This window comes from Cognatiyoonia sediminum, from assembly GCF_900129845.1.
In the GTDB taxonomy this organism is placed as follows: domain Bacteria; phylum Pseudomonadota; class Alphaproteobacteria; order Rhodobacterales; family Rhodobacteraceae; genus Cognatiyoonia; species Cognatiyoonia sediminum.
Genome location: NZ_FQXB01000001.1, coordinates 72,434 through 97,129 on the forward strand (window position 1 = coordinate 72,434; position 24,696 = coordinate 97,129).

The window sequence follows — 24,696 nt, forward strand, 5'->3', positions numbered from 1 at the left end:
GTAGAATGGTATCGCAGGATTTGAGCGTGAATAGGGCAGGATCGCGGCTATTCGTGGGGGATCAAATACCCAATCTATCCCTCAGAGCATACCATGTCATGGCCAGCGTCAGCAGTGGCATCCGGAAGGTGCTTCCGCCTGGGAAGGACGGCACGGGCAGCTTGGCCATCGCGTCGAATTTCTCTTCCTGACCGGCGATGGCTTCTGCGATGACGCGGCCGGTGAAGCCAGAAAGGGCGACGCCGTGGCCAGAGAAACCAGCTCCGGACCAAATGTTCGGTTCTAGCCTTTGTACGCAGGGAAGGCGGGTCATTGTGATGCCGAGAGTGCCGCCCCAAACGTAATCGATCCCGACGCCTTTGAGTTGGGGGAAAAGGTCTTCCATCCGTTCGATCAGCTTGGTGGAGATGTCTTTGGGAAAACCGATGCCATAGTTTTCGCGCCCGCCGAAAAGGAACCGATTGTCTTCTGACATACGATAGTAATTCACCACAAATTTGTCGTCGGCGACGGCGATATCGCGAGCGAGGACGTCGGCGGCTTTGTCTCCCAATGGCTCTGTTGCGCAGATGAAGCTGTTGATTGGCATCACCTTGGCTGCGATTTTATCTTCGATGTTCGGAAGATAGCCATTGCCTGCGTAGATCACGTGCTTGGCCATGACTTGGCCTTTGTCGGTCTGGACCTTTGCCGGATCGCCTTTGGTGACGTTATGAACAGGTGAACCTTCGTAAATCGTCACACCGGCGGCTTCCGCTGCCTTTGCTAAGCCCAACGCGTAACGCAAGGGGTGGATGTGGCCTGCGCCCATGTCGAGTGCGCCGCCGCGATATTTTTTGGTTTTGACCAGATCGTTGAAGGCGGTCTGATCTAATGGCTCATTAAGAGTGTAGCCGTATGTTTTTGCTTGGAATTCGCAATCTTCATGAATCTCGCGGATTTTCTTTTGCGAATATGCGCCGTGGGCCACACCCGGCGTGAGCCGAGCCTCGGGCGCGTATTTTCCAGCCAGTTCCGCAATATCAGCCTTTGACATTTCGGCGAGATCCCAAACGGCTCGAGCAGGGCCATCGCCCATCTTTTTGGCAAGGTCTTCTTGTCCCCAGTTATACCCTGTTCCGACTTGCCCGCCGTTTCGACCCGACGCACCAAAACCGGCGCGGTGAGCGTCAAGGATGATGACGTCGAAGCCTGTTTCAGCGAGCCTAAGTGCAGCTGTCAGGCCTGTGAAACCTGCACCGATGATGCAGACATCGGCGTTATGCTGACCTTTGAGATCTGTTCTTTTAGCCGGAATGTCGGCGCTAGCCGCGTACCAGCTATCGGGAAACTCGCCCGCGCGGTCGTTGCGAAAGAGCGGGTTCATACGTTCAAAAGCAGGTGTTCCCGCTCCCACGGTGAGATGACCTGCAGGAATTCATCATACTCTGCGCGTTTGACGATCGAATAGACGCGGGCGAAATCCTCGCCGAGCAATTTGTGGAGGTCTTTCGCCTCATCAAACAAATCAAGTGCGGTATAAAGACCGACCGGAATATCGTCCTCACCATCGTAGGCATCGCCTTTGAACCTCTTGTCAGGCCGGATTTCCTTACGGATGCCCTGCAAACCACAAGCCAATGAGGCTGCGATGCAGAGGTAAGGGTTACTATCCATGCCGGCGAGGCGATTCTCGATACGGCGCGCTTCTGGTGTCGAGATCGGTATACGAATGCCGGTGGTACGGTTGTCCCGTCCCCATTCGAGGTTAATCGGGGCCGCGTGATCGCGGACGTAGCGGCGGTAGCTGTTCACGTAAGGGGCCAACATTGCAATGACGCTCGGCAGGTAGTCCTGCAAACCTCCGATAAAGTAGAAAAACGCATCCGTTTCGCCGCCTTGCGGGCCGGTGAAGATGTTTTGGCCATCGGCATCAAGGATCGAGTGATGCACGTGCATCGCACTGCCTGGTTCGTCCTCGATGGGTTTTGCCATGAAGGTTGCAAAGCAATCATGCTTTAACGCGGCTTCCTTGATCAGCCGCTTAAAGTAGAACACTTGGTCCGCCAGATCGACGGGGTCACCGTGGAGCAAGTTAATCTCCAACTGACCAGCGCCGCCTTCTTGAGTGATGCCGTCAATTTCAAAGCCTTGGATTTCGGCAAATTCATAGATGTCATCGATCACAGGGCCATAATCGTCCACTGCTGTCATCGAATAAGCCTGGCGACCTGCTGCAGGGCGACCGGTTCGACCCATCATCGGCTCAATCGCTTTGGCAGGATCGGTATTCCGAGCCACCAAATAAAATTCCATCTCAGGGGCAACGACAGGCGTAAACCCAGCCCGTTTATACGCCGCAACCACGCGCTTCAGAACATTTCGAGGGGCAAATCCAACGGGTTTGCCATCGGTTGTAAAGGCGTCATGGATAACCTGTAGGGTGCCATCGTCCGTCCATGGGGCTGCTGTTGCCGTGTTCATGTCAGGTTTCAGAACCATGTCCGGTTCGACAAACCCCTCGGGACCGGCCGCTTCGCCCCAACCACCTGTGATGGTTTGGAAAAAGATCGAATTGGGCAGATGGAAATGGCTTTGCTTTTCCCATTTGGCCGCAGGAACGGCCTTTCCCCGAGCGATGCCGGGGAGGTCGGCTACGACGCACTCAACTTCGTCCAAACGGTTCTGTTCAAGATAGTCTTGGGCCGCCTGTGGTATCTTTTTGCGCCAACTCATGCGACCTCACGTGTTTTGAAGAAACTGGCGATCATGTCTGCCATTTTCATCTCGTCATTTGCAGCGTCCAAACCTTGGGTCGCCAATGCGATCTGCTGATTGGGAATAACGCCTTGCGCCCGGTATTGAATGAGCGCGTCGATCATGGTTTTGCCGAATTCCGGATGAGGTTGCATGGTAAAGGCGCGGTCGCCATAGACCAATATCGCGTTTTCGCAGAATTGGTTGCCTGCGTGATCGGTCGCACTTGAAGGGCGCTCTATGACTTGATCCTGATGCCACGCGTTCAATGCCCAAGGCGTACCACCCCAGTCATAAGTTTGTGGTCCAATCGTCCAACCGCCTTTGAATTTCTCAACCTTGCCGCCGAGGGCCTGAGCCATGATTTGGTGTCCAAAGCAGACGCCCACCGTCGGAACTTCAGCGTCGTAAGCAGCCCTGATAAAATCTTCGAGTGGCGGGATGAAGGGGTGATCTTCGTAAGCCCCATGTTTGGAGCCACTGATCAACCACCCGTCGGCTTGGTGCACGTCGGAAGGAAATTCCATATCCACCACGTTCCATGTTTGGAACGTGAAGCCTTTGCCGTCCAAGAGGCGCGCGAACATGGCGTCGTAGTCGCCCAAATCGCCCAGAACTTCGTCCGGGGCGTGACCGGTGTGGAGAATGCCGATTTTCATAGATCACCAATGGGGTTGTTTCGTGCGTATTTCGACGGGAACACTAGACCCTGTCAAGGTAGCTGCGCAGTTGATCTTGATCCGACAGCGACGTCATGCGCCGGACTTCCTGCCGTTTTGTGGCTGAAAAATAGCTTATCAGCTTGGGGTCGAAGATTTTCGCGACAGTCCCAGACTGCTCGAAAACGTCTATCGCCTTTCCCCAGTCTTCGTGTACTTGATCGAGGTCCTGATAATAGGCGTTGCCGCTGACAGGTGCTGGTGGGGTCAACGATTCCTCGATGCCGATCAGCATTGATCCAAGGATTGCCGCCAAGCTGAGGTAAGGGTTTACGTCTCCTCCCGCCAAGCGATGTTCAACGCGTTTCGCCGCCGGATCGCCGCCGGGGATGCGGACGGCCACGGTGCGATTGTCATGCCCCCAGCAGATGCCAGTCGGAGCATGGGCGCCGGGCACCATGCGTGCGTAACTATTGGCATGAGGCGCGAAGATCAGGGTGAGGTCTTGCAGCGCGGTGAGGCATCCCGCCACAGCGTTTTCAAGCAGGACGGTGCCGGTCGCTGACCCATCCGCAAAGACGTTCGAACCTTTGGCATCTAGGAGGGACACGTGGGAATGCATCCCATTCCCAGCATCCTCGGCAAAGGGTTTGGCCATGAAAGTTCCAGCCATTCCGTGTTTGCGGGCGAGGCCTTGCACAAGCAGTTTAAAAAACCACGCATCGTCGGCTGCCTTCAAGGCGTCTGCCGAGTGTTGGATCGTCACTTCGAACTGACCGGTACCGCTTTCCGACGTCGTAGCCTCTGCCGCTATACCCAATGCGGCACAGCTTTCGTAAAGTTCAGCGAAGAATGGGTCGAGCCGGTCAAGCGCGCGGAGCGACATGATTTGCCCACCGGGCTCTGATGCAATGGGCTTCAAAGGGCCACTGTCGTCAGTGAGGTAGAACTCCATCTCATTCGCTGCCACGGGAGTGAACCCGTGTGACGCCAGCCGATCGACGACGGATTTCAAGGCTTGGCGTGGGCAGCCTGCGAAGGGCGATCCGTCCTCGTTGAAGCCCCAAAGCGGGATCAATTTTGTTGGCTCAGATAGCCACGGCAGCGGCAGCGGCCCGCGCTCCGTCGGCAGGATTTTCCCATCGGCGTCGCCGGATTCAAAAACCAGTGGGCTATCGTCGATATCTTCGCCCCAGATATCCAGATTGAAAACGGAGAGGGGGAACCGGATGCCGTTCTTTTCGACTTTTGAGGCCATCTCAACCGGTAGACGCTTCCCACGCAATTGGCCGTTGAGATCCGCGGCGCCACATTGAAAGGTTCGGGCCATCATCTGAGAAGCTGCGGACGGTAGCGGATTTTGCGATGTGCATCCTGCGGCAGGTGCCGATTGAGCCTCGTGTTAGCTCGCCCAAAGACCCAGATCACAATCAGGGTCAGAAGGATGAAATAGGCAGCGAGGATCGGGTAGGGGATGAACGGGTTGAACGTCTTATCCGCGAAATAGTTCGCATAGTAGAGCGCGTCGCCGCGCTGCTGTCGTGCCGGAAAGCCAGCAAAGAACACCAGCGTTGTTGCGTGAAACAAGAAGATGGCTTCGTTTGTATAAGCGGGCCAGCCGAGGCGCAGCATCGTGGGCCAAGTGATCCGCTTGAATCGGCTCCACCCAGAAAGGCCATAGGCATCGGCCGCTTCGATGTCGCCTTTGGGGATGGATTGCAGTGCACCGTAGAAGATTTCGCCGGAGTAGGCCGCGGTGTTCAGAATCAAAACGATTAAGGCACCCCACGCGGCTGCGGTCAGCGGGCTGAAGATGGGAAAGACGGTTTTGAGTTCGAGGAACAGGAAGTAGGCAAAGAAGAATTGGATGAAGAGGGGCGAGCCTCGGAAGATGAAAATGAACCACTCGGAGGCTTTTCGGGTGAGGCGGTTAGATGATCCTTTTCCGACAGCCACAGCGGTCGCGATCACGAACCCGATCAGCATGGCCAGTACGCCGAAGTAGATGTTCCAGATCATGCCAGAGCCGATCAATGTGAATTGCTTACACAGCGTGAAGTCGCTGCGCGGCAGCAGCCGTTCGCCGTAGCCGATGGAGCGGAAGGCGTAGTCCGCGATGGTTTGGGCGCAGCTCATGCCGCCGCCTTTCGTTGCGCTTCACCCGCTGCGGTGGCTTGTCCTCGTGTGAGCCGCGCCATGATGCGGTCCAACACCACTTCGGACACCTTGGTGAACAAAAGATAAAACACCAAGAGCGCCCCGAAGTACCACATGCGCCAATCCCCATGCGGGTAATCAGTAAACTGCGGTGTCTTAATGCCGCCGAGTTCTCGTGCCCAATAGACGATGTCTTCTACGCCGAGCAGGAACAGAAGCGGTGTCGCCTTGATCAAAACCATCCAAAGGTTCGACAGTCCTGGCAGGGCATATACCCACATTTGCGGAATCAGAATGCGTCGATTGATCTGGCGCTGGGTCATGCCATAAGCGGCGGCCGTTTCGAGTTGTGCTTTCGGCACAGCTCGCATCGCGCCAAACAACACGTTGGCTGCGAAGGCGCCAAACACGATTGAGAAGGTCAAAACGGCGAGCAAAAACCCATAGGTCTCATGCTGCCATTGCGGTGCACTGCCCAAAGGCAATTTGGCCGCCGTGCAGACAACGAAGTCATTTCCTTGGTAAACCGGATCAGTCCACTCAGGGCATTTCCAGCGGTGGCGGATGTATTCAAACATCTGATCCAAAGCGATGACAAAGAAGAGAAAAAAGGCGATGTCCGGTACACCTCGGACGATCGAAATATAAGCTTTGCCAATCCACCGCAGCGGAGCAACGCTGCTGCGCGCGGCTGACGCGCCTCCAAATCCAAAGGCAAGCGCGGTTGGAGCGGTAATTGCCAAGAGCAAAAGAACTGTGCCGACGGCGAAATAGATGTTCATGTGCTTACCTGTGGTCAGGTAGCAGCTAAGCCATGTGAGCCCTTCTAGGCTGGCCGGGTCGACACAATACGCAAAAATGAGAACACCATCTGGCGCATATCGCGCCGGTCAAATTGAAACGCGCCCCGACCATAAGGCCGAGGCGCAAACGGTCCTTATTCGAAAGGAACGCCGATTTCCCACTTCACGATCAGCTCATTGAGAGAGCCGTCAGCCTTCATCGACTGGATCGCAGCGGTCAGTTTCTCGCGCAGCTCGGTATCGCTTTCGCGCACACCCAGACCAACGCCGCCACCCAACATCACGTCAGGGCCAACGATGGACAAATCAGCTTCCGAATCCGCGATAGGCGCCAGATAAGAAGCGTCTGCCAGAACCGCATCCGCTTCGCCGTTTTTAACGGCAGCAATCGTTTCTTCAGGTGTGGCGAATTCCAACAGAGTTGCGCCTGTGGACGCAATGTAGTTGGCCTGGATTGTACCAGTTTGCGCTGCGATTACACCGCCATCAAAATCGATGTCCTCAGACATACCCAAATATGCGGATGGATCGGGCTGTGTGTAAGCCTCTGAAAAGTCGATCACTTCGTCGCGCTCATCCGTGATGGACATACCCGCGATGATGACGTCGTAGTTGCCGGATACGAGGTTTGGAATAATGCTATCCCATTCGTTTGTGACCCACTCACATGTCAATTCAGCACGTGCGCAAAGCTCATCACCGACTTCACGCTCAAAGCCGTCAACTTCGCCAGCATCGTTGATGAAGTTCCACGGAGGGTAGGCGCCCTCAGTACCCAGACGCACAACGGCATGGCCGTCGGCATAAACGCCAGTGGCCGCGAAAGCTGCCAGCGCAGTTGAAAGAATGAGTTTTTTCATCAGTTTCTCCCGGTTTGATGTTGGAATTATGCAGCCACGGTTGCGGAAAGGAAGCCCTTAAGCCGCTCCGTCTGCGGGTTTTTGAAAACGGCCTCTGGCGGGCCTTCCTCTTCGATCTTGCCTTGGTGAAGAAAGACCACATGGTCGCTCACATCGGAGGCAAGCCTCATATCATGGGTGACAATGATCATGGTGCGCCCTTCGGCAGCGAGGTCTTTGATCACTCTAACCACTTCTTGTTCCAGTTCTGGGTCAAGCGCGCTTGTTGGTTCGTCAAACAAGAGCGCCTTTGGTTCCATACAAAGCGCGCGGGCAATCGCTGCACGCTGTTGTTGGCCGCCGGATAATTGGGCGGGATAGACATCGCATTTGTCGCCGATGCCGACCTTATCAAGGTATTTCAGCGCTGAGGCTTCAACCTCTGCTTTGTCGCGCCCCAAAACAGTGACGGGCGCCTCCATAACATTCTGCAAAATCGTCATATGCGCCCAAAGATTGAACTGTTGGAACACCATCGACAGGTTTGTCCTGATACGGATCATCTGTGCTCGATCTGCGGGACGTCGGTTTAGGCCTGAGCCCGACCACTTCACCGGCTCGCCGTCGAATAGGATTTCACCAGATTGGCTATCTTCCAGAAGGTTGGTGCAGCGTAGAAGCGTGGATTTTCCGGACCCCGACGATCCGATCAAGGAGACCACATCGCCGGTACCGGCAACGATGTCGACGCCTTTGAGAACCTCTAAAGCACCATAGGACTTATGTAAGTCTTTGATCTGAATGACAGGCGTTGTCATGGTTTTGCATCCCCTAGCAACGCCATTGGACGTATTTTGTCGCGAAATGCAAACCGAAAACGCGCCTTGACCTTAGGTCAAGGGCGGTGTCGGCAGGGGAACGGCGAAGTATTCCGCTTCGTTCAAGACATTAAAAGACAGGTCGCCGCCGATTTGATCAGAAAAATGCGACATTTGAGATTCCGCTGCATGGGTGATTGCTGCTCGCAATGGCGCGACGTCGTTTCCCAGTGCTGCGATCAAGGGCAAAGCGGGGGTGTGTCCTGTATATCCTTGGACCGCGACCGATTGCGCCGCTTTATCGTAGCGCTGAAGCAACCTCCATGTCACCTCGTCCAGAAAGGCAACATCTGCGTGTCCCGAAGCCACTGCGTGAAGAGACGCGGCATGACTGCCGGTTTCGACGAGTGACCCGTAGGACAAGTGATCACCAGATGATGGAAAGGTCTGGCTTGCAGCCCACCCAGATTGGCTGTCGCCGCTGTTGTAGGCGAGCGTCAGCGGCGCGTTCAAATCCTGCCCCGCGCGAGTGACAACTGCGGATCGATAGTGCCCCGACGCCTCGGTTGGACCGATGGTTAAAGTCCCGACATATTGCACTTTATCTCTCAGCATTGTTCGAAAGGGCAATCCGCAGGTCATCGACAAGGCAAGCTCTGCGTCGAGCCAATGCTGCGACCAATCTTTGGGTAACTCATCTGGGGACATAAGATCGGGAAGATCCGGCAAGCCTTCTCGCACTAAATCCCAAAACGCTAGCCATCCGTCAGCGGTCTCTTCCCGCCAATACATCGGCAGGCTGGCGATCATCCGCGGGTTTCGATCCGGCGCCGCGCGGCGTTGCTGTCCTGATCTTCAACCCCGATCATCGGGGGGACCATTCGCATGATTTGGTTTTCATGGGCATCGCGCACGCCATCTGCCAAAACGATCGCCCACATGTCTTCGACCACGCCAATGCGATCTTCGTAGGCCACGCCATCCTTGATGGCGCGTGTAAAGCGCACCGTATCGGGCGCTTCGGCCTCCAACGCTTCGCAGTCGGCCAGTAGGCCTGTCGCATCGCTCAACCCATATCGGGCTGCTAAAACAGCTTTGATCTGATCTTTTTCCACTTGCGCGTAATCGTCATCGGATCGCGCGATCCGCACAAGCAATGCGCCAAGGGCAAGCCGCGCGTCGTCATCTGCGACCTGCGGTTCGGTCGGTTCCATCAGTCGATTGAGTAAAGCACTAAACATGTTCACCTACATAGGGCGGGGCTAAACCCACCACAATCTTTTGAGCCCAAATACTTTTGGGGGAGGCGCATCGCGCCGGGGGCAAAGCCCCTAAACCAGTCGAGAATTTTCCACCGCCGCTTGAACAAATCCGTCAAATAGAGGATGCGGCTCAAACGGTTTAGATTTTAGCTCCGGATGAAACTGCACCCCAATAAACCAAGGGTGGTCAGTCCATTCGACGATCTCAGGCAGCCGCCCATCAGGTGACATGCCCGTAAATTTCAAACCGGCGGCTTCCAGCTTTTCACGGTATTTGATGTCGACCTCATAGCGGTGGCGGTGACGTTCTTCGATCGCGGTGCAGCCATACACCTCTGCCACTTTTGATCCTTCGGCCAGAGAGGCATCATAGGCCCCCAAGCGCATCGTCCCACCTTTGTCATCGTCGGCCTTGCGTTCGACCTTATGGTTGCCCTGAACCCATTCTTTCAGATGGTAAACAACTGGCTCAAAACGCTTTTTCCCAGCCTCATGATCAAACTCTTCCGATCCAGCTTTTTCAACACCAGCCACATTCCGCGCGGCTTCGATGACGGCCATCTGCATACCAAGACAAATGCCAAGGTAGGGTATTTTTCGTTCCCGCGCGAATTGCGCAGCTTTGATCTTGCCTTCTGTCCCACGTTCGCCAAATCCGCCGGGCACAAGGATTGCATGGAAACCCTCAAGATGTGGGGTCGCGTCACCTTTGTCGAAAAGTTCTGCATCGACCCATTCGACTTTCACCTTCACACGGTTTGCCATACCACCATGTGTCAGCGCTTCTTTGATCGACTTATAGGCGTCTTCAAGCTGCGTGTATTTGCCGACAATGGCGACCTTCACTTCGCCGTCGTAGTTGTGAATGCGATCATAGACGTCGTCCCAAATCTCAAGTTTAGGTGCCGGAGCAGGGGATATACCGAAGGCGTCCAGAACCGCCTGATCCAGACCTTGCTTATGATACGCAAGCGGAGCCTCGTAGATCGAACTCAGGTCATAGGCCGCAACAACCGCCTCCTTCCGAACGTTACAGAACAGGGCGATCTTCTCGCGCTCTTTGTCCGGTATCGGCTGTTCAGACCGGCAGACCAGAATATCTGGTGCGATCCCGATGGATTGAAGTTCTTTCACTGAGTGCTGAGTGGGCTTTGTCTTCAACTCACCGGAGGCCGCCAGATAGGGTAGCAGCGTGAGGTGCATAAAGATGCACTGCCCGCGTGGCTTGTCGTGGCTGAACTGGCGGATCGCCTCAAAGAAAGGAAGGCCTTCAATGTCACCAACAGTACCGCCAATCTCGCAGAGCATGAAATCAACTTCGTCTTCGCCGATAGCGATGAAGTCTTTGATTTCATTGGTGACGTGAGGGACCACCTGAATGGTTTTGCCCAGATAGTCGCCGCGGCGCTCCTTCTCCAATACGTCCGAATAGATGCGGCCCGACGAAACGGAATCGGTTTTACGTGCAGGCACGCCGGTGAACCGTTCGTAGTGGCCCAAGTCGAGGTCGGTCTCTGCCCCGTCATCGGTCACAAACACTTCGCCGTGCTCAAATGGTGACATCGTTCCGGGGTCGACGTTCAGATACGGGTCAAGCTTGCGAAGGCGTACGGAATACCCACGCGCCTGCAGCAACGATCCCAGCGCTGCTGATGCCAAGCCTTTCCCAAGAGAAGAGACAACGCCACCCGTAATAAAAATAAAGCGTGCCATAGGTGGTTGATCCCCCGCGATTAGTCCAAATTTTGTGGAATCCCGAACGTCGCCATTCGCATCATCACGGGATTTAAGGATAGTCGGATTCGGGTGCTTCAATCAACCCGTAACCCAAGATCATGTGGCGAAAAAATCGCCACACGCCATAAGTTGTAGTGAAACGAAGGGCTTAGTTGCCTGACGGGATCAGTGGTTCGTCACCGCCACTTGGCGGCAGCAGGCTATCACCCAGGTCGGGTGTTGTGCCGTCTTCCGCTGCTGGCGGCAACAGATCCAGACCATCGACAACAGAAGAACCGGACGCGTTCTGCGCGCCGATGATCGTCAACGCAATCGACGTACAGATGAAGCCGATGGCGATCAGCCAAGTGAACTTTCCCAATGCCGTCGCAGCTGCTCGACCACCAGTTGGGCCACCACCGCCACCACCAAGGCCCAAGCCGGCCCCTTCGGAACGCTGCATCAATACAGCGCCAATCAGGCTCGATGCCAGAATCAGGTGGATGACAAGGACGACATTTTCCATGTAGCGGGGCCTTTCAGGGCGGTCATAGACATGCGGTATCTAAATGCGGTCAGCGATTGTCGCAACCCCTGAAAACAAAGATCATTCGCTGACGTCGTCCATATCTGCTTGGCCGGAGATTGTACGCCGAACAATTGACCAACTTAGGCCGATGGCCAGAACTATCGAGAGCACGACGATACCGATCCATGTCAAAACAGCGGGATTCTCCAAGGAGAGCCAGCCAAAATCATAAATCACCCAAAGCAACGTGCCCGCGATGGCGAGAACGAGGAGAATTCCAAAAAGTCCAATAGATCTGAGAGTTGCCCGCAGATAGATGATATAACCGGCGAGGAAGATGAGACCTAAGAACAGCGTGAGTGGTAGTCGGGTTTCCCAGTTTGCTTGTGCCCAAGTGATATAGGACCAACCGGTTGGATTGTAGGTCGCTGCCAGCAAGACAAAGGCCAAAACCCATCTGATCAGAAACGGCATGATACCCACTCGATAAAGATAAATCTCTAGGACCATGAGCAAACTCATCGCCTCTTGTCTAGGGGAAGGCGCATTTAGCGGTTTCGCTGCCGGTAGCAGAGCGATATAGGGGCGCGGGGTTTTTCCGTTTGAAAGGACAGGCGAATGGCGAATGTTGTGGTTGTCGGCGCGCAATGGGGCGACGAAGGCAAGGGCAAGATTGTAGATTGGTTGTCCGAACGGGCCGACGTGGTGGCGCGCTTTCAGGGCGGCCACAATGCGGGCCATACGCTGGTCATTGGCGACGATGTTTACAAGTTGCACGCGCTTCCATCGGGTGTTGTGCGCGGCGGCAAGTTGAGCGTCATCGGGAATGGTGTGGTTTTGGATCCTTGGAACCTCTTGAAAGAGATCGCAGGCATTCGCGAGCAAGGCGTCGACATAAACCCCGACAATCTGATCGTGGCGGAAAATACGCCGCTGATCTTGCCGTTCCACGGTGAATTGGATCGCGCCCGCGAAGCCCAAAATTCTGTTGCGAAGATTGGCACCACCGGTCGTGGCATTGGTCCGGCTTATGAAGACAAAGTCGGACGCCGCGCCATCCGTGTCGCTGACTTGGCAGATGCGGCGACGCTGGAGAAACGCGTTGATCGCGCGCTTTTGCACCACAATGCTCTGCGTCGGGGCTTGGGTCTCGAAGAGATCGATCGCGCGAGCCTGTTGGACCAACTCGCTGAAATCGCTCCGGATTTGCTGCAATATGCGGCGCCTGTTTGGAAAATTCTGAATGAAAAGCGCAAAGCCGGAAAACGCATATTGTTTGAGGGTGCACAAGGCGCGTTGCTCGACATCGATTTTGGAACGTATCCGTTTGTGACCTCTTCCAATGTGATCGCCGGTCAAGCGGCAACAGGTACGGGTATTGGTCCCGGTTCAATCGATTTCGTCCTTGGCATTGTAAAGGCCTACACCACCCGCGTCGGTGAAGGACCATTCCCGACAGAGTTGGAAGATGAAGACGGTCAGCGCCTTGGCGAGCGGGGCCATGAGTTTGGCACGACTACCGGACGCAAACGCCGCTGTGGTTGGTTTGATGCGGTCTTGGTGCGTCAAACCTGCGCGACGTCTGGCGTGAATGGGATTTCGCTGACGAAACTTGATGTTTTGGATGGTTTCGAGACGCTGAAGATTTGCGTTGGCTATGAATTAGACGGCGACCGCCTCGACTACCTGCCCATTGCCGCTGATCAGCAAGCGCGTTGCACCCCCATCTATGAAGAGATGGCAGGTTGGAACGAATCCACCGAAGGCGCGCGGTCTTGGGCGGATTTGCCAGCGCAAGCAATCAAATACGTGCGACGGATTGAGGAGTTGATCGACTGTCCTGTCGCGCTAGTGTCCACCTCACCAGAGAGAGAGGACACAATCCTTGTCACTGATCCATTCGCTGACTGACCATGACCTATAAGGGCCGCAAACGACTGTCGTTGCTGATCCTGGTGGTCGGCGTGCCAGCTTACATCATGTTGGCTGTAACAGTGATGAGCACGGCACCGCGCTTTCCATTAGTGATAGAGTTTTTCCTCTATGTAGGGCTGGGCATCGGCTGGGTTTTCCCATTGAAGTGGGTTTTCAAAGGCATCGGGCAACCTGACCCGGATCAATAGAAAAAGGCGGCCAGATATCTCTGACCGCCATTGTTTCTGACTAGAACTGATTTAGCCCGCTTTTTGCTCGGGACGGAACCGCGTCTGTTCTGTGACCTGGAACCGACCATTGCGAACTTTGCTTATGCGCCCATCGCGCAGCAATGTCCCGAAGGACCGCAGGCTGTCTTCGCGGCTGAATTCTTCGGCGGCGGATTGCTGAACCCAACGCATGATTTGCGGACGGGAGAAATCCTCGTTTCCTTCCACATAAGCGGAGTAAGCAGCAGCGGCTTCAAGAAGATCAGGCAGTTCCTTCGCGCCGACTTCCTCTGCGTATTCTGCAAAGTTGTTTGAACTTGCCGCTGCATCGTCTTGTGCTGCGATACGGCGCGGGGCCACAGGGCTCGCGTTTGTATTTGCGTCATCGTCGATGCGCTGGGAAGCTACCAGTTTCAACGGTGCCGGGCGTGGACGTTCTTTGCGAACCTCGGTGCGAGGCAGAGAATCTGCGCGTCGTGGGCGGACCACCTCGTCAAAATCTTTGCGGAATTCTTGCTGAGCTTCTTCGGGTGTCGCGGCTGCGTCGCCCAGTTGCTTCGCCGCTTCTGTTGCGGCAACGGCGGCCTTTAGTTGAGCGATTGCGTTGCGGCGGCGGCTGCCTTCTGGTTCGGACAGTTGCTCATCCGCTTGATCCATAATGCGCGACATCGCTTCGTCGCTGTTTTCGGGCAGGCTTTTGGATGCGACTGCGTCTTCGGATGGAACCGTTTCTGTCAACCGCAACGGCGCTTCGTCAACGGCTTCGATTTCCGCGACCTCTTCTGCTGCCTCTGCAGTCTCTTCTTCGATGTCGAGTGTTTCGGACATGTTGTCGTCTTCGAGAGCGGCAGAAAGGTCAGCTTGGAGTTCTGCTTCGTCCTCGTCCGAGAGCGATGTTTCCGGCAGATCGTCAAAGTCTTTCAACTCATCCGCGCCGTCCAGCGTCGCGATGCTTACGCCTTCAGTGGTTTCGGCAGCAACTTCTTCTTCAACTTCTGTCGATGTGGAATCGATTGCCTCGACCACGTCCTCTAGCTTGATCTCTGAAGGCTCTTCGTCCGTCTCAGCGACGTCTTCGGCTTCAGGCGTTTTCGAGCGAAGGATGCGAGCGCGCAGCGATGGCTTTGGCTCGTCTTCAACCTTGTCATCAACCGCTTCCACGTCCGCATCATCGTCATCGCGTCCGCTGACCGCAGCGCCAGCGGCGATTGAAGCGATAAGAGCCGTGTCGATGGCGCTGAACGGTGTCTCAGCAGCGACCTCTTCGTCGGTTACGGCATCGTCGTCTTCCTCTGCCTGAGCAAAAAACGCTTCGGCTTCTTCGTCACCTTGGTCTTCGTCGACCAGTTCTTCGGCCGCTTCGAGGTCGTCGGTTGTTTCCACAGCAACCGATTCCTCTTCGGTTGCCATTTCTTCGATAGCATCCTCTGTGACTGTCTCTTCGGTCGCCACGTCTTCAACCGCGTCCACGGCGGAAGGTTCTTCGGAGGCCAGCTGTTCTTCGGCTGCGTCCTCTTCAGCTTCCAAAGTTTCTTCTTCTAGTATCTCTTCAATCTCTGGAACTTCGGCATCGGCTTCATCCGCCTCTGCATCTTCTGTGTCGGTGAAATCAAATGGCTCAGGTGCGTTGTCTGTATCTGTCGCATTCGCGATCAGCTCGGCTCCGGCGGCACCACCTACTACTGCGCGAATACGCTGCAGTTTGGCTGCTACACTGCTTGCGTCAGGGTGCGGTTCAGCGCGATCCATGTTTTCGGGCGCCATGTCTTCGAAAGTGGTCTCAGCGGCCACATCCATTTCTTCATCGCTTTCTGCTTGGAAGTCTGCTGGTTCAATAGCCTCTACTTCTTCGGCTTCGATTTCTGAGACTTTCGCTTCAGCGGCTTCAACAGCTTCTGCAACATCAATCTCCGCAACAGTTTCTTCGGCAGGTGGCTGCGCAACTGGCGGCATCGCAGGAACATTGGCGGCGTCTTCTGCAACGGCTTCGGCAGCGCGCAGAACGATACCGGAATCGTCTGTCCTCGCTTCCACTCGGCGTTCGATCTCACGCTCAGCGATACGAGTGAGCATTTCAGCATCCGGGGTCGGAGGCTCAGCACCGAAGTAGCGATCCCGTTCAGCCAGATCACGGAAGTATTCCGCGATTGCTTTCATCGTCGAGAAGGAATCGTCAAACCCCTCCAACGTGCAGGAGAAGGTTCCGTAGGACACCGTAAGAATCTTGCTCGACTCAACCATCTATTCGCTCGCTTTCTTCGAACCCAAGTGGGTGCAATTTGCCAAGTATTGGTTCATATTCCGATCAAGAATGCCTTAACGGACGGTGTGTTTTCGTGACCCAATTGAGGAATGTTTGTGAAAATCCGCAAATAAAGGGGCAGCAACGTGATTGTTGAACGTTCCGAACCAGTCACTTTGGTTGGTGGTGCTCAACTTGGGCCTGATGATCTTAGCATTACCACGGCGCTTGCGCCAACCGTTGTCGCGGCGGACAGCGGTGCGGATCATCTTCTTGCTGCCGATATCGCACCGACCGCTATATTTGGTGATTTAGACAGCATTTCTGATGCGGCGCGGGCGAAATATGCCGACGTCCTGCACCAGATTAATGAGCAAGACACCACCGATCTGAGTAAATCGCTTCGGCATATTCAGGCTCCGGTTGTGCTGGGTGTTGGTTTCATTGGGGATCGGATCGACCACACATTTGCCGCATTGCATAGCGCTTTGGCACATATTGACCGCCCGATTGTGTTTCTGGGCAGCGACGATGTTGTTTTTGTTTTGAAAGATCGCGAGGTGTCGCTTGCCGTGCCGACGCAAACGCCGCTTGCTGTTCTGCCATTGATCGAAAGTGTCGTGAGTAGCGAAGGGTTGAAGTGGGAGTTGGATCAGACAGTGCTCAGCATGGCGGGGATCATCAGTTCCTCGAACCAGACCATCAGCGCGCCTGCGCGGATCAGTGTGAGAGGGGCCGTCGCGGTTACGCTTCCGCGGGACCAGTTGAGGGCTGCGATAGACGCCGTTCGCGCAAGATAACGTAGAGCCCAGCACCAATTGTGATCAGAATGCCAAGCGCTGCGAGGCCGTTGGGCAGGTCTTTGAACACCATCCATCCGATGATCGTCCCGAATGGGATTTCCAAATACTGCATCGGCGCGAGGGTGGAGGCCGGTGCGAAGCGCAGACTCCATGTCATCATCAGATGAGCGACCGTACCTAACAGGCCCAGTGCCAAGAGGAGCCACCAAACTTCGGTGCTTACCGTGAGTTTCGTCACCTCTGGTTGATCCGCAAAAACCCAAAACAAGGGCAGCAGAATGACGGTTGCCTGAAGCCCGCTGATGGCTTGCAGGTCAATGGGATCGAGCTCTTTTGCGATTTTGCGCGTGACCAGCATGAAAAAGGCGAAAGTAACAGCAACGCCCAATGGTAAAAGCGCGGGCCAACCAACCTCGGCAAAGTTGGGTTGGATCACGAGCAGGGTGCCGACAAACCCGACAGCGCATGCGATTAGGCGATGTGGGCCGACTTCTTCGTTCAGGAACAGTTTCCCTAGAAGCAACATGATAAATGGCATGACAAAGGCGATCGCGAGTGCATCCGCCAAGGGGAGGAACCGCAAGCTGGAGAACATCAAGCCGATGCCAATGATATGAAGGACAGTTCGGGCGAGGACTAGGCCAAACGTCCCTTGTGGCGGCCATAGGCGGCGACCGGCCCAAAGAACGATCGGGATCAGTATCACCGCTTGGATCAGAAATCGGGTTAGAAGCAATTTCCCAAGGCCAACCTGTCCGCCCAAGAGTTTTGCGACGCTGTCACCGAGCGGTGCCAACACGCAAAAGCCAAGCATCAGAAGGATGCCTAAGAATGGACGGTCCGTTTGCATGGCCCGACCCTATGGCTGCGCGGGCAGGGGTGCAATCTGTCTTCCGTCTTGGCGTTCCCGGTAGATGACATACAGACCGGAACCAACGATGATCGCGATGCCTATCCATGTGAGCCAATTTGGGAAATCGCCAAAGATTAGGAAGCCAAGTATGACTGCGGTGACGATTTCGAGGTAATGAAGCGGGGCGAGCGTGCTCGCCGGAGCCATGCCGAGCGCATAGGTCATCATCAGGTGCGATGCGGCAGCGGCCACACCGACACCAATCAACCAGACCCAAAAGATACCTTGAGGCCAAACGGGATCAATGTCGCTGAGGCCAGAGCCGTTACCCAATGCCAATATCGGCAGGCAGAGCACCGTTGCGATCAGCGCGGTTTGGAACTGCATGGTCATCGGGCCAACCGTTTTTGTTAGACCGCGCGTGATGATCATATAGGCCGCGAAGGTGAAGGCGGTTGCCAGCGGGTATAAAGCCACCCAACCAAAGGCTGCGAGGCTGGGTTGAATGACCAACAGCGCGCCGCCAAATCCCACGGCGCTCGCCATGACGCGCCTTGGCCCGATCTTGTCGCGGAACACGAGGTACCCCAACAGCAAGATGACGAAGGGTTCGACGAAGGCAATCGCCAGTGCATCTGCGATGGGCATGACGCGAATGGCGGCAATAAAGCAATAGGTTGCCGCCAAAAGGCAGACCGACCGGGCGATCATCAATGGCAGTTGCGCGCGTGCGATGAGCGCGCTTTGACCGACAAACCAGCAAAGAGGCAACATCAGCGCGGCCTGAACGATAAAGCGCGCCGCAGTGATTTGGCCGACTGGGATGGTTTCGGCGGCAAGTTTGGCAAACACGTCCAGCAGCGGGGCTGTGATGCAAAACCCGATCATCAGGGCCATGGCTGGAAGGACGCGATCCCCCATCAGCAGTTCGGTACGTTGACAGCTAAGCCACCCAAGGCCGTTTCTTTGTATTTAGCGTTCATATCTTCACCGGTTTGGCGCATCGTCTCGATCGCGACATCAAGGTGGACCATATGTTTGCCGTCACCGCGAATGGCGAGTGATGCAGCGGACACCGCTTTGATTGTGCCAAGGCCGTTGCGTTCGATGCATGGGACCTGAACCAACCCTTTGACGGGGTCACAGGTCATTCCGAGGTGATGCTCCAATGCAATCTCGGCTGCATTCTCAACTTGCTCTGGCGTGCCGCCCATAACATCGCAGAGACCCGCAGCGGCCATGGCTGCCGCACTGCCCACTTCGGCTTGGCACCCGCATTCAGCTCCGGAGATCGAAGCGTTGTATTTGATCAGCCCGCCAATCGCCGCTGCGGTCAGCAAGAATTCAGGAACCCGTCCAACGGTCGCGTCCGGAACGTGGTCAAGCCAGTAGCGGATGGTCGCTGGGACAACACCGGCAGCGCCATTGGTCGGAGCGGTCACAATCTGACCGCCTGCCGCGTTCTCCTCATTCACGGCCATCGCATAGGTCGACATCCAATCGTTGATCGTATGGGGTGCGGTTAGGTTCATGCCACGCTCGGCCATCAACGCATCGTAAATGCCTTTGGCCCGACGCCTTACGCTCAAGCCCCCCGGAAGAATGCCTTCCGTTGCAAGGCCGCGATCAATGCAATCATTCATCACCTGCCAAATGCGGGACAATCCTGAATCCAGATCTGAATTTGGCATACGGGACAACTCATTGGCGCGCTTCATTTCAGCAATGGATTTGCCCGAAGAAGCGGCCATCTCCAGCATCTCGGCAGCGGTATGGAACGGGAAGGGGACGGGTGCCCCGCTATCAGTGTCTTTGCCATCTGCCAGTTCGGCAGCTGTCAGAACAAATCCACCGCCAATCGAATAATATGTCTCTTCGATGATGACGTCGCCCTGCGCGTCGGTGGCGTAGAGCTTCATCCCATTGGCATGTCCGGCAAGGATGTTGTCATAGTCAAAAATTACATCTTTGGCGGGATCGAACTTAAGGCTTCCGAGCCCAGCAGGCTCGACCGTTTTTTCCTGCGAGATGCGGGCCAGCTCTGCCTCGGCGCGATCCGCGTCATACGCATCAGAACGTATCCCGGCGAGGCCAAGGATCACCGCACGATCTGTGGCGTGGCCAACACCTGTAAAGGCCAACGACCCGTGCAGGGACGCACGAACGCCTGCGATGTTGAAGGGTTGCGCGCGCAAGTGATCCAAGAACCGATTGGCCGCAACCATGGGCCCGATTGTGTGAGAAGAGGACGGACCAACGCCGACTTTGAACATATCGAAAACAGATAGGAACATGAGAGCGCGCTTCCTTCGGGCGAATGCAAGTTAACAGTGTGCTAGATTGGACGTGTTCGCTTTACCGCTAGGGCTGACGACGAAACGATTCTTTCACATGCTTGAAGTAGTGCGGTTGAGACAGAAAATGTATGCCGAATGCGACACCAACGACCAATTTGCCGAAGATGCTGGTGAGAATTTGGATTGATCCCTCTCGCGCGGCTCCGCGAACTCCCCTATAGTCTTGCTAACTGACGGGAGCTGCCAAATGTCTTCAGACCTATCACCCATCGACAGGGCCAAGTTCGTCGCGGCTAAACGGGCTGCGAGCTATGTGCATTCGGGGATGAAAGTGGGGCTCGGGACTGGGTCCACTGCCGCGTGGTTGGTGCGGTGTTTGGGCGAAATGGTGCGTGACGAAGGATTGCGAATTCAAGGTGTGCCTACGTCCACGCGTACCGCTCAGTTGGCGCGAGATGTCGGGATCGAAGTGATCAGTCTTGATGAGGCGAAGTGGCTCGATCTGACGATTGACGGGGCGGATGAATATGATGTCGACCTCAATCTGATCAAAGGTGGTGGCGGTGCGCTTCTTCAAGAGAAGATTGTCGCGACAGCCTCTGATCAGATGATGGTTATTGCAGACATCTCAAAGCAGGTAGGGATGTTGGGCGCGTTCCCGCTCCCCATCGAAGTGATCCCATTTGGTTGGCAAACGACAAAGACGCTGGTTGAAGAAACACTCATTAGCCTTGATGTGCTTGGCACGTCTTCGACGCTGCGGATGAATGGGGATACGCCTTTTGTCACGGATGAGGGCAATCACATCCTTGATTTACACCTCAACCGGATCGGCAATGCGCGACAACTCAGCCTTGTCCTGAATCAAATCCCAGGTGTCGTTGAAAACGGCCTATTCATTGATATCTGCGATGTTTTGGTGATTGGCTCTGCTGACGGGAAGGTTGAGGTGCGTGACATCAACAAAGGGTCGACAGAAGAGATTCAGTTCGATTTCCTAGATGATGGCAATATCTTTATCGAAGCCGCCGACTGACCGCTGGTGCACGCTTCGGTGATCGCCGTTGAAACCTGTGCCAGACCCGCTTAGGTAGTCGGTCAAGAATTTACTCAAGGATTGGATGACCCGATGGCGGTTTTTGACTACGACCTCTTTGTGATCGGTGGTGGCTCTGGTGGCGTGCGCGCTGGGCGCGTTGCGGCGGCGACGGGCGCCAAGGTCGGGTTGGCGGAAGAGTTTCGGATGGGCGGCACTTGCGTTATTCGCGGGTGTGTGCCGAAAAAACTGATGGTTTTTGCGAGCCTTTTCAGCGAGATGTTCGACGATGCTGAAGCGTATGGTTGGACGGTGGATGCAGGAGATTTCAACTGGTCCACCTTCCGTCCGAAGCTTCACGCGGAACTGGAGCGTCTTGAAGGCATCTATCGCCGCATCCTCAACTCGAACGATGTGACCATCCATGACGCCCGTGCGGTTGTGAAAGATCCGCACACGGTCGCCTTGTCCGACGGCAGTGAATTTACAGCAAAGCATATTCTGATCGCGACGGGCGGGCACCCGACCGTGCCGAACATCCCCGGCGCGGAACATGCGATTACGTCAAACGAAGTGTTCTTGCTGGATGAGCTTCCTAAAAAGATGCTGATCGTGGGCGGTGGCTATATTGCTTCGGAATTTGCGGGCATTATGAATGGCTTGGGCGTCGAGGTTGATCAATTCTACCGCGGTGAACAAATCCTGCGTGGATTTGATGATGAAGCACGCGAGATGATCGCTGCTGGTATGGTTGAGAAGGGCGTGAACCTCAAGCTCGGCCTCAATGTTGCTGAGATGAATAAACGCGACGGCGGCATCTGGGTCAAAGATACCGACGGCAATGAGCATATGTACGATCAGGTTATGTTCGCCACGGGCAGAGGGCCGAATACCTCTGGCCTGGGGCTGGAAGACGCTGGCGTAACGCTCGGCAAGAAAGGTGAGGTTGTTGTCGACGCATACAGTCAAACGTCGGTGCCATCCATCTACGCGGTAGGCGATGTGACCGATCGGGTTCAACTTACTCCGGTCGCGATCCGTGAGGGCATGGCCTTTGTCGAAACGGTGTTCAAAGGGAACCCAACGCCGGTTGATCATGAACTGATCCCATCCGCGGTGTTCACCCAGCCTGAATTTGGAACTATTGGCCTGACTGAAGCTGAAGCCGCGGCTCAGGAACCGATTGAAGTCTATTCAACGTCCTTTAAGCCGATGAACCATTCGTTTGCGGGGCGCGAAGATCGCGTGATGATGAAATTGATCGTGAGTAAGGCCAACCGCAAGGTCTTGGGATGTCATATCGTCGCGGACCACGCGGGTGAGATGATCCAGCTTGCTGGGATCGCCGTTAAATTGGGGGCAACCAAAGAACAATTCGACCAAACGGTCGCTGTTCACCCGACAATGGCGGAAGAGTTGGTGACGATGAAAGAACCGGTGCGGGAAACTTGAAAACCCGATAAAAAGTATCATTTTAAGCGCAAGGCTCGCCTCGCGGGCGATTAGCAAGGAAGCATACCAGAACATGGCAGGAAACAACGGCGGCCCTTGGGGCGGTGGTGGTAACAACGGCAGCGGGAACAATGGTAGCGGTGACGACCGCAATCGCCCTGACCGTAGACCGGGTCAAGATGGCCCGCAGATCCCTGAAATCGACGATCTCGTCAACAAAGGGCGCGAACAGCTCCGCGTTCTGATGGGCGGCGGTGGCGGCTCCAACAATGCGTCGGGTGGTTCCGGCGGCGGCGGCGGTCCGGCGATAACACGCGGCACCGTCGGTTTGGGTATCTTGGCACTGGTGGCTCTTTGGCTGTTTGCATCGTTCTACACGGTGCGTCCGGAAGAAAAATCTGTTGAGCTTTTGCTTGGTAGCGAATCCGCAATTGGTGAACCTGGATTGAACTTCGCACCTTGGCCAATCGTTACGCGTGAAGTCTTGGCAGTTACAACGGAACGCAACATCGAAGTGGGCACAGGCCGCGCTGGCGGTGATGCTGGTTTGATGCTGACTGGTGACGAAAACATCGTCGATGTCGATTTCCAAGTGGTTTGGAACATCTCCAACCCGTCTGAATATCTCTTTAACCTCGCTGATCCGGCCCAAACGATTGAAGCTGTGTCAGAGTCCGCGATGCGGGAGATTATCGCACAATCGAACCTTGCGCCGATCCTTAACAGGGACCGTGGTGCCATTGCGGATCGTCTGCGCGATCAAATCCAAACCACGCTCGATAGCTATAATTCCGGCGTAAACATCGTCCGTGTGAATTTTGACAAAGCTGACCCGCCCGAGCCGGTTATCGCATCCTTCCGTCAGGTTCAGGACGCCGAACAGGAGCGTGACCGTTTGCAGAACGTCGCGGATGCCTATGCGAACCAGCGCGTTGCTGGTGCGCGAGGTGAAGCAGCGCAGCTATTGGAACAGGCCGAAGCCTACCGTGCTCAGGTCGTGAACGAAGCCGTCGGTGAGGCGAGCCGTTTTAGCGCGGTTCTGTCCGAATATGAGAAGGCGCCAGAAGTGACCCGCAAACGACTGTATCTGGAAACGATGGAACAGGTGCTTGGTGGGGTGGACATCATCCTGCTTGATGAAACAGGCGAAGGCAGCAATGGCGTCGTGCCTTACCTGCCTCTCAATGAACTGCGCAGCAACTCAAACGGAGGGTCGAACTAATGCGTAAGACAGCTTTTCTTCTCCCCGCAGCCGTTGTTGTTCTGCTTCTTGCAGCGTCCTCGGTCTTTATCGTTGACGAACGTGAGAAGGCGCTGGTGCTCCAGTTTGGCCGGATCATCACGGTGAAAGAGGAACCCGGCCTTGGGTTCAAAGTGCCGCTGATCCAAGATGTCGTCCGTTATGACGACCGTATCTTGAGCCGTGACCTCGACCCAATCGAAGTCACGCCTTCCGATGATCGTCGTTTGGTAGTTGACGCCTTCGCACGCTACCGGATTTCCGATGTCACCCAATTCCGTGAAGCTGTTGGTGCCGGCGGTGAAGAGGTTGCGGCCCGTCGTCTCGACTCCATCCTGCGTGCGGAAACACGGGAAGTTTTGGGTACGGTGTCATCCAACGACATTCTTTCCACAGATCGTGAAGCTTTGATGCTGCAAATCCGGAACGGTGCGATCGCAGAAGCTGAATCTTTGGGCTTGCAAGTGATCGACGTGCGCTTGAAGCGGACCGACCTTCCGCCGGAAAACTTGAACGCCACTTACGAGCGAATGAAAGCAGAACGGGAACGCGAAGCGGCTGACGAGATCGCGCGCGGTAACGAGGCAGCCCAACGTGTGCGTGCGCAAGCTGACCGTACTGTGGTTGAACTTGTCTCTGACGCTCAGCGGCAGGCAGAGATCACCCGAGGTGAGGCGGATGCGGAACGGAACCGAATCTTTGCCGAAAGCTTTGGCGCGAACCCTGAATTCTTTGATTTCTATCGCTCTATGACCGCATATCAGCGTTCATTACAGCCTGGAAACTCAACAATGGTGTTGAGCCCAGAGAATGAGTTCTTCGATTATCTGAAGTCTGACACAGGTCCGGCAACGGAATGATCGCGTACATTCTACTAGCACTAGGATTGGTGCTGTTGATCGAGGGGCTGGTGTACGCACTGGCCCCTTCGCTTGTAGAGCAACTGCTTGCTGCGTTGAGGTCGATACCGATTGATCAACGGCGGATCATGGGTGTTTTTGCGATGGTTTTGGGGGCGCTACTGCTCTGGTGTGCACGCGCCTTAGGATTGCAATGACATGAAATCGCATGCCTTTTTCAGGCCTTGCCACGCCTAAAAAACGCGCGTAT

25 protein-coding genes are annotated in these 24,696 nt (G+C 55.4%); 8 read left to right on the forward strand and 17 right to left on the reverse strand.

The annotated features are described in order from the left end of the window. Window positions 1–61: 61 nt before the first annotated feature. The 13 genes from BUA85_RS00390 to BUA85_RS00450 all read right to left on the reverse strand — a co-directional run bounded on the left by BUA85_RS00390 (window position 62) and on the right by BUA85_RS00450 (window position 11,993). On the reverse strand, window positions 62–1,366 hold the full coding sequence (locus BUA85_RS00390) for an NAD(P)/FAD-dependent oxidoreductase (protein ID WP_072898422.1): 1,305 nt from the start codon (window positions 1,364–1,366) through the stop codon (window positions 62–64). After that, entirely contained in the window at window positions 1,363–2,715 is a 1,353-nt protein-coding gene (locus BUA85_RS00395; protein ID WP_072898423.1) for a glutamine synthetase family protein, read from the reverse strand. The genes BUA85_RS00390 and BUA85_RS00395 overlap by 4 nt, the downstream gene beginning before the upstream one ends. Beyond that, window positions 2,712–3,395: a type 1 glutamine amidotransferase gene (locus BUA85_RS00400; protein WP_072898424.1), complete on the reverse strand. Its 684-nt coding sequence runs from the start codon at window positions 3,393–3,395 to the stop codon at window positions 2,712–2,714. Before BUA85_RS00400 ends, BUA85_RS00395 begins: the two co-directional genes overlap by 4 nt. A 43-nt stretch (window positions 3,396–3,438) precedes the next feature. After that, window positions 3,439–4,728 (reverse strand): glutamine synthetase family protein, encoded by a 1,290-nt coding sequence (locus BUA85_RS00405; protein WP_072898425.1) that lies wholly within the window; start codon window positions 4,726–4,728, stop codon window positions 3,439–3,441. Next, window positions 4,725–5,531, reverse strand: a complete 807-nt coding sequence (locus BUA85_RS00410; RefSeq protein ID WP_072898426.1) for an ABC transporter permease — start codon at window positions 5,529–5,531, stop codon at window positions 4,725–4,727. Before BUA85_RS00410 ends, BUA85_RS00405 begins: the two co-directional genes overlap by 4 nt. Then, the gene (locus BUA85_RS00415) at window positions 5,528–6,412 is read right to left on the reverse strand and encodes an ABC transporter permease (protein WP_072898427.1); all 885 of its coding nucleotides are present in this window, start codon (window positions 6,410–6,412) and stop codon (window positions 5,528–5,530) included. The genes BUA85_RS00410 and BUA85_RS00415 overlap by 4 nt, the downstream gene beginning before the upstream one ends. Before the next feature lie 77 nt (window positions 6,413–6,489). After that, the gene (locus BUA85_RS00420) at window positions 6,490–7,215 is read right to left on the reverse strand and encodes a transporter substrate-binding domain-containing protein (protein WP_072898428.1); all 726 of its coding nucleotides are present in this window, start codon (window positions 7,213–7,215) and stop codon (window positions 6,490–6,492) included. Between the two features lie 26 nt (window positions 7,216–7,241). Next, on the reverse strand, window positions 7,242–8,012 hold the full coding sequence (locus tag BUA85_RS00425) for an ABC transporter ATP-binding protein (RefSeq protein ID WP_072898429.1): 771 nt from the start codon (window positions 8,010–8,012) through the stop codon (window positions 7,242–7,244). Between the two features lie 72 nt (window positions 8,013–8,084). Beyond that, window positions 8,085–8,822 carry a phosphate/phosphite/phosphonate ABC transporter substrate-binding protein gene (locus BUA85_RS00430; RefSeq protein ID WP_072898430.1) on the reverse strand — a complete coding sequence of 246 codons (738 nt, stop codon included), beginning with the start codon at window positions 8,820–8,822 and terminating at the stop codon, window positions 8,085–8,087. Next, window positions 8,819–9,253 (reverse strand): tellurite resistance TerB family protein, encoded by a 435-nt coding sequence (locus tag BUA85_RS00435; RefSeq protein ID WP_072898432.1) that lies wholly within the window; start codon window positions 9,251–9,253, stop codon window positions 8,819–8,821. Before BUA85_RS00435 ends, BUA85_RS00430 begins: the two co-directional genes overlap by 4 nt. Before the next feature lie 90 nt (window positions 9,254–9,343). Next, complete coding sequence (locus BUA85_RS00440) at window positions 9,344–10,987, reverse strand: CTP synthase (RefSeq protein ID WP_072898434.1); 1,644 nt, start codon at window positions 10,985–10,987, stop codon at window positions 9,344–9,346. A 172-nt stretch (window positions 10,988–11,159) separates the two neighbouring features. Continuing rightward, window positions 11,160–11,516, reverse strand: a complete 357-nt coding sequence (gene secG / locus BUA85_RS00445) for a preprotein translocase subunit SecG (RefSeq protein ID WP_072898437.1) — start codon at window positions 11,514–11,516, stop codon at window positions 11,160–11,162. Window positions 11,517–11,597: 81 nt separating this feature from the next. After that, entirely contained in the window at window positions 11,598–11,993 is a 396-nt protein-coding gene (locus BUA85_RS00450; protein WP_072900328.1) for a DUF6524 family protein, read from the reverse strand. Window positions 11,994–12,137: 144 nt separating this feature from the next. Between BUA85_RS00450 and BUA85_RS00455 the strand changes: the two genes are divergently transcribed. Together BUA85_RS00455 and BUA85_RS00460 are read left to right on the forward strand one after the other, a co-directional pair. After that, entirely contained in the window at window positions 12,138–13,430 is a 1,293-nt protein-coding gene (locus tag BUA85_RS00455) for an adenylosuccinate synthase (protein WP_072898439.1), read from the forward strand. A 2-nt stretch (window positions 13,431–13,432) separates the two neighbouring features. Then, window positions 13,433–13,642 carry a DUF2842 domain-containing protein gene (locus BUA85_RS00460; RefSeq protein WP_207548123.1) on the forward strand — a complete coding sequence of 70 codons (210 nt, stop codon included), beginning with the start codon at window positions 13,433–13,435 and terminating at the stop codon, window positions 13,640–13,642. Between the two features lie 51 nt (window positions 13,643–13,693). On the opposite strand, the gene BUA85_RS00465 is transcribed toward BUA85_RS00460, so the two are convergent. Beyond that, entirely contained in the window at window positions 13,694–15,904 is a 2,211-nt protein-coding gene (locus BUA85_RS00465) for a hypothetical protein (RefSeq protein WP_072898443.1), read from the reverse strand. A gap of 147 nt (window positions 15,905–16,051) precedes the next feature. On the opposite strand from BUA85_RS00465, the gene BUA85_RS00470 reads away from it, so the two are divergent. Next, window positions 16,052–16,705 (forward strand): thiamine diphosphokinase, encoded by a 654-nt coding sequence (locus BUA85_RS00470; protein ID WP_072898445.1) that lies wholly within the window; start codon window positions 16,052–16,054, stop codon window positions 16,703–16,705. On the opposite strand, the gene BUA85_RS00475 is transcribed toward BUA85_RS00470, so the two are convergent. From BUA85_RS00475 to BUA85_RS00485, 3 genes are read right to left on the reverse strand one after another with little or no spacing between them, the layout of a single operon-like run. After that, complete coding sequence (locus tag BUA85_RS00475) at window positions 16,650–17,558, reverse strand: DMT family transporter (protein ID WP_072898447.1); 909 nt, start codon at window positions 17,556–17,558, stop codon at window positions 16,650–16,652. The two genes, BUA85_RS00470 and BUA85_RS00475, sit on opposite strands and share 56 nt — an antisense overlap. 9 nt (window positions 17,559–17,567) lie before the next feature. Further along, on the reverse strand, window positions 17,568–18,482 hold the full coding sequence (locus BUA85_RS00480; protein ID WP_072898449.1) for a DMT family transporter: 915 nt from the start codon (window positions 18,480–18,482) through the stop codon (window positions 17,568–17,570). Continuing rightward, window positions 18,482–19,855, reverse strand: coding sequence for an L-serine ammonia-lyase (locus tag BUA85_RS00485; RefSeq protein ID WP_072898451.1), 1,374 nt, complete (start codon window positions 19,853–19,855; stop codon window positions 18,482–18,484). Before BUA85_RS00485 ends, BUA85_RS00480 begins: the two co-directional genes overlap by 1 nt. A gap of 250 nt (window positions 19,856–20,105) precedes the next feature. On the opposite strand from BUA85_RS00485, the gene rpiA reads away from it, so the two are divergent. From rpiA to BUA85_RS00510, 5 genes are all read left to right on the forward strand, one after another. After that, the gene (gene rpiA / locus BUA85_RS00490; protein ID WP_072898453.1) at window positions 20,106–20,894 is read left to right on the forward strand and encodes a ribose-5-phosphate isomerase RpiA; all 789 of its coding nucleotides are present in this window, start codon (window positions 20,106–20,108) and stop codon (window positions 20,892–20,894) included. 93 nt (window positions 20,895–20,987) lie between these two features. Next, window positions 20,988–22,346: a glutathione-disulfide reductase gene (gor, locus tag BUA85_RS00495; RefSeq protein WP_072898455.1), complete on the forward strand. Its 1,359-nt coding sequence runs from the start codon at window positions 20,988–20,990 to the stop codon at window positions 22,344–22,346. 73 nt (window positions 22,347–22,419) lie between these two features. After that, complete coding sequence (gene hflK, locus BUA85_RS00500; RefSeq protein WP_072898457.1) at window positions 22,420–23,568, forward strand: FtsH protease activity modulator HflK; 1,149 nt, start codon at window positions 22,420–22,422, stop codon at window positions 23,566–23,568. Continuing rightward, on the forward strand, window positions 23,568–24,446 hold the full coding sequence (gene hflC / locus BUA85_RS00505; protein ID WP_072898459.1) for a protease modulator HflC: 879 nt from the start codon (window positions 23,568–23,570) through the stop codon (window positions 24,444–24,446). Before hflK ends, hflC begins: the two co-directional genes overlap by 1 nt. After that, on the forward strand, window positions 24,443–24,643 hold the full coding sequence (locus BUA85_RS00510) for a DUF2065 family protein (RefSeq protein WP_072898460.1): 201 nt from the start codon (window positions 24,443–24,445) through the stop codon (window positions 24,641–24,643). The genes hflC and BUA85_RS00510 overlap by 4 nt, the downstream gene beginning before the upstream one ends. Window positions 24,644–24,696: the final 53 nt, after the last annotated feature.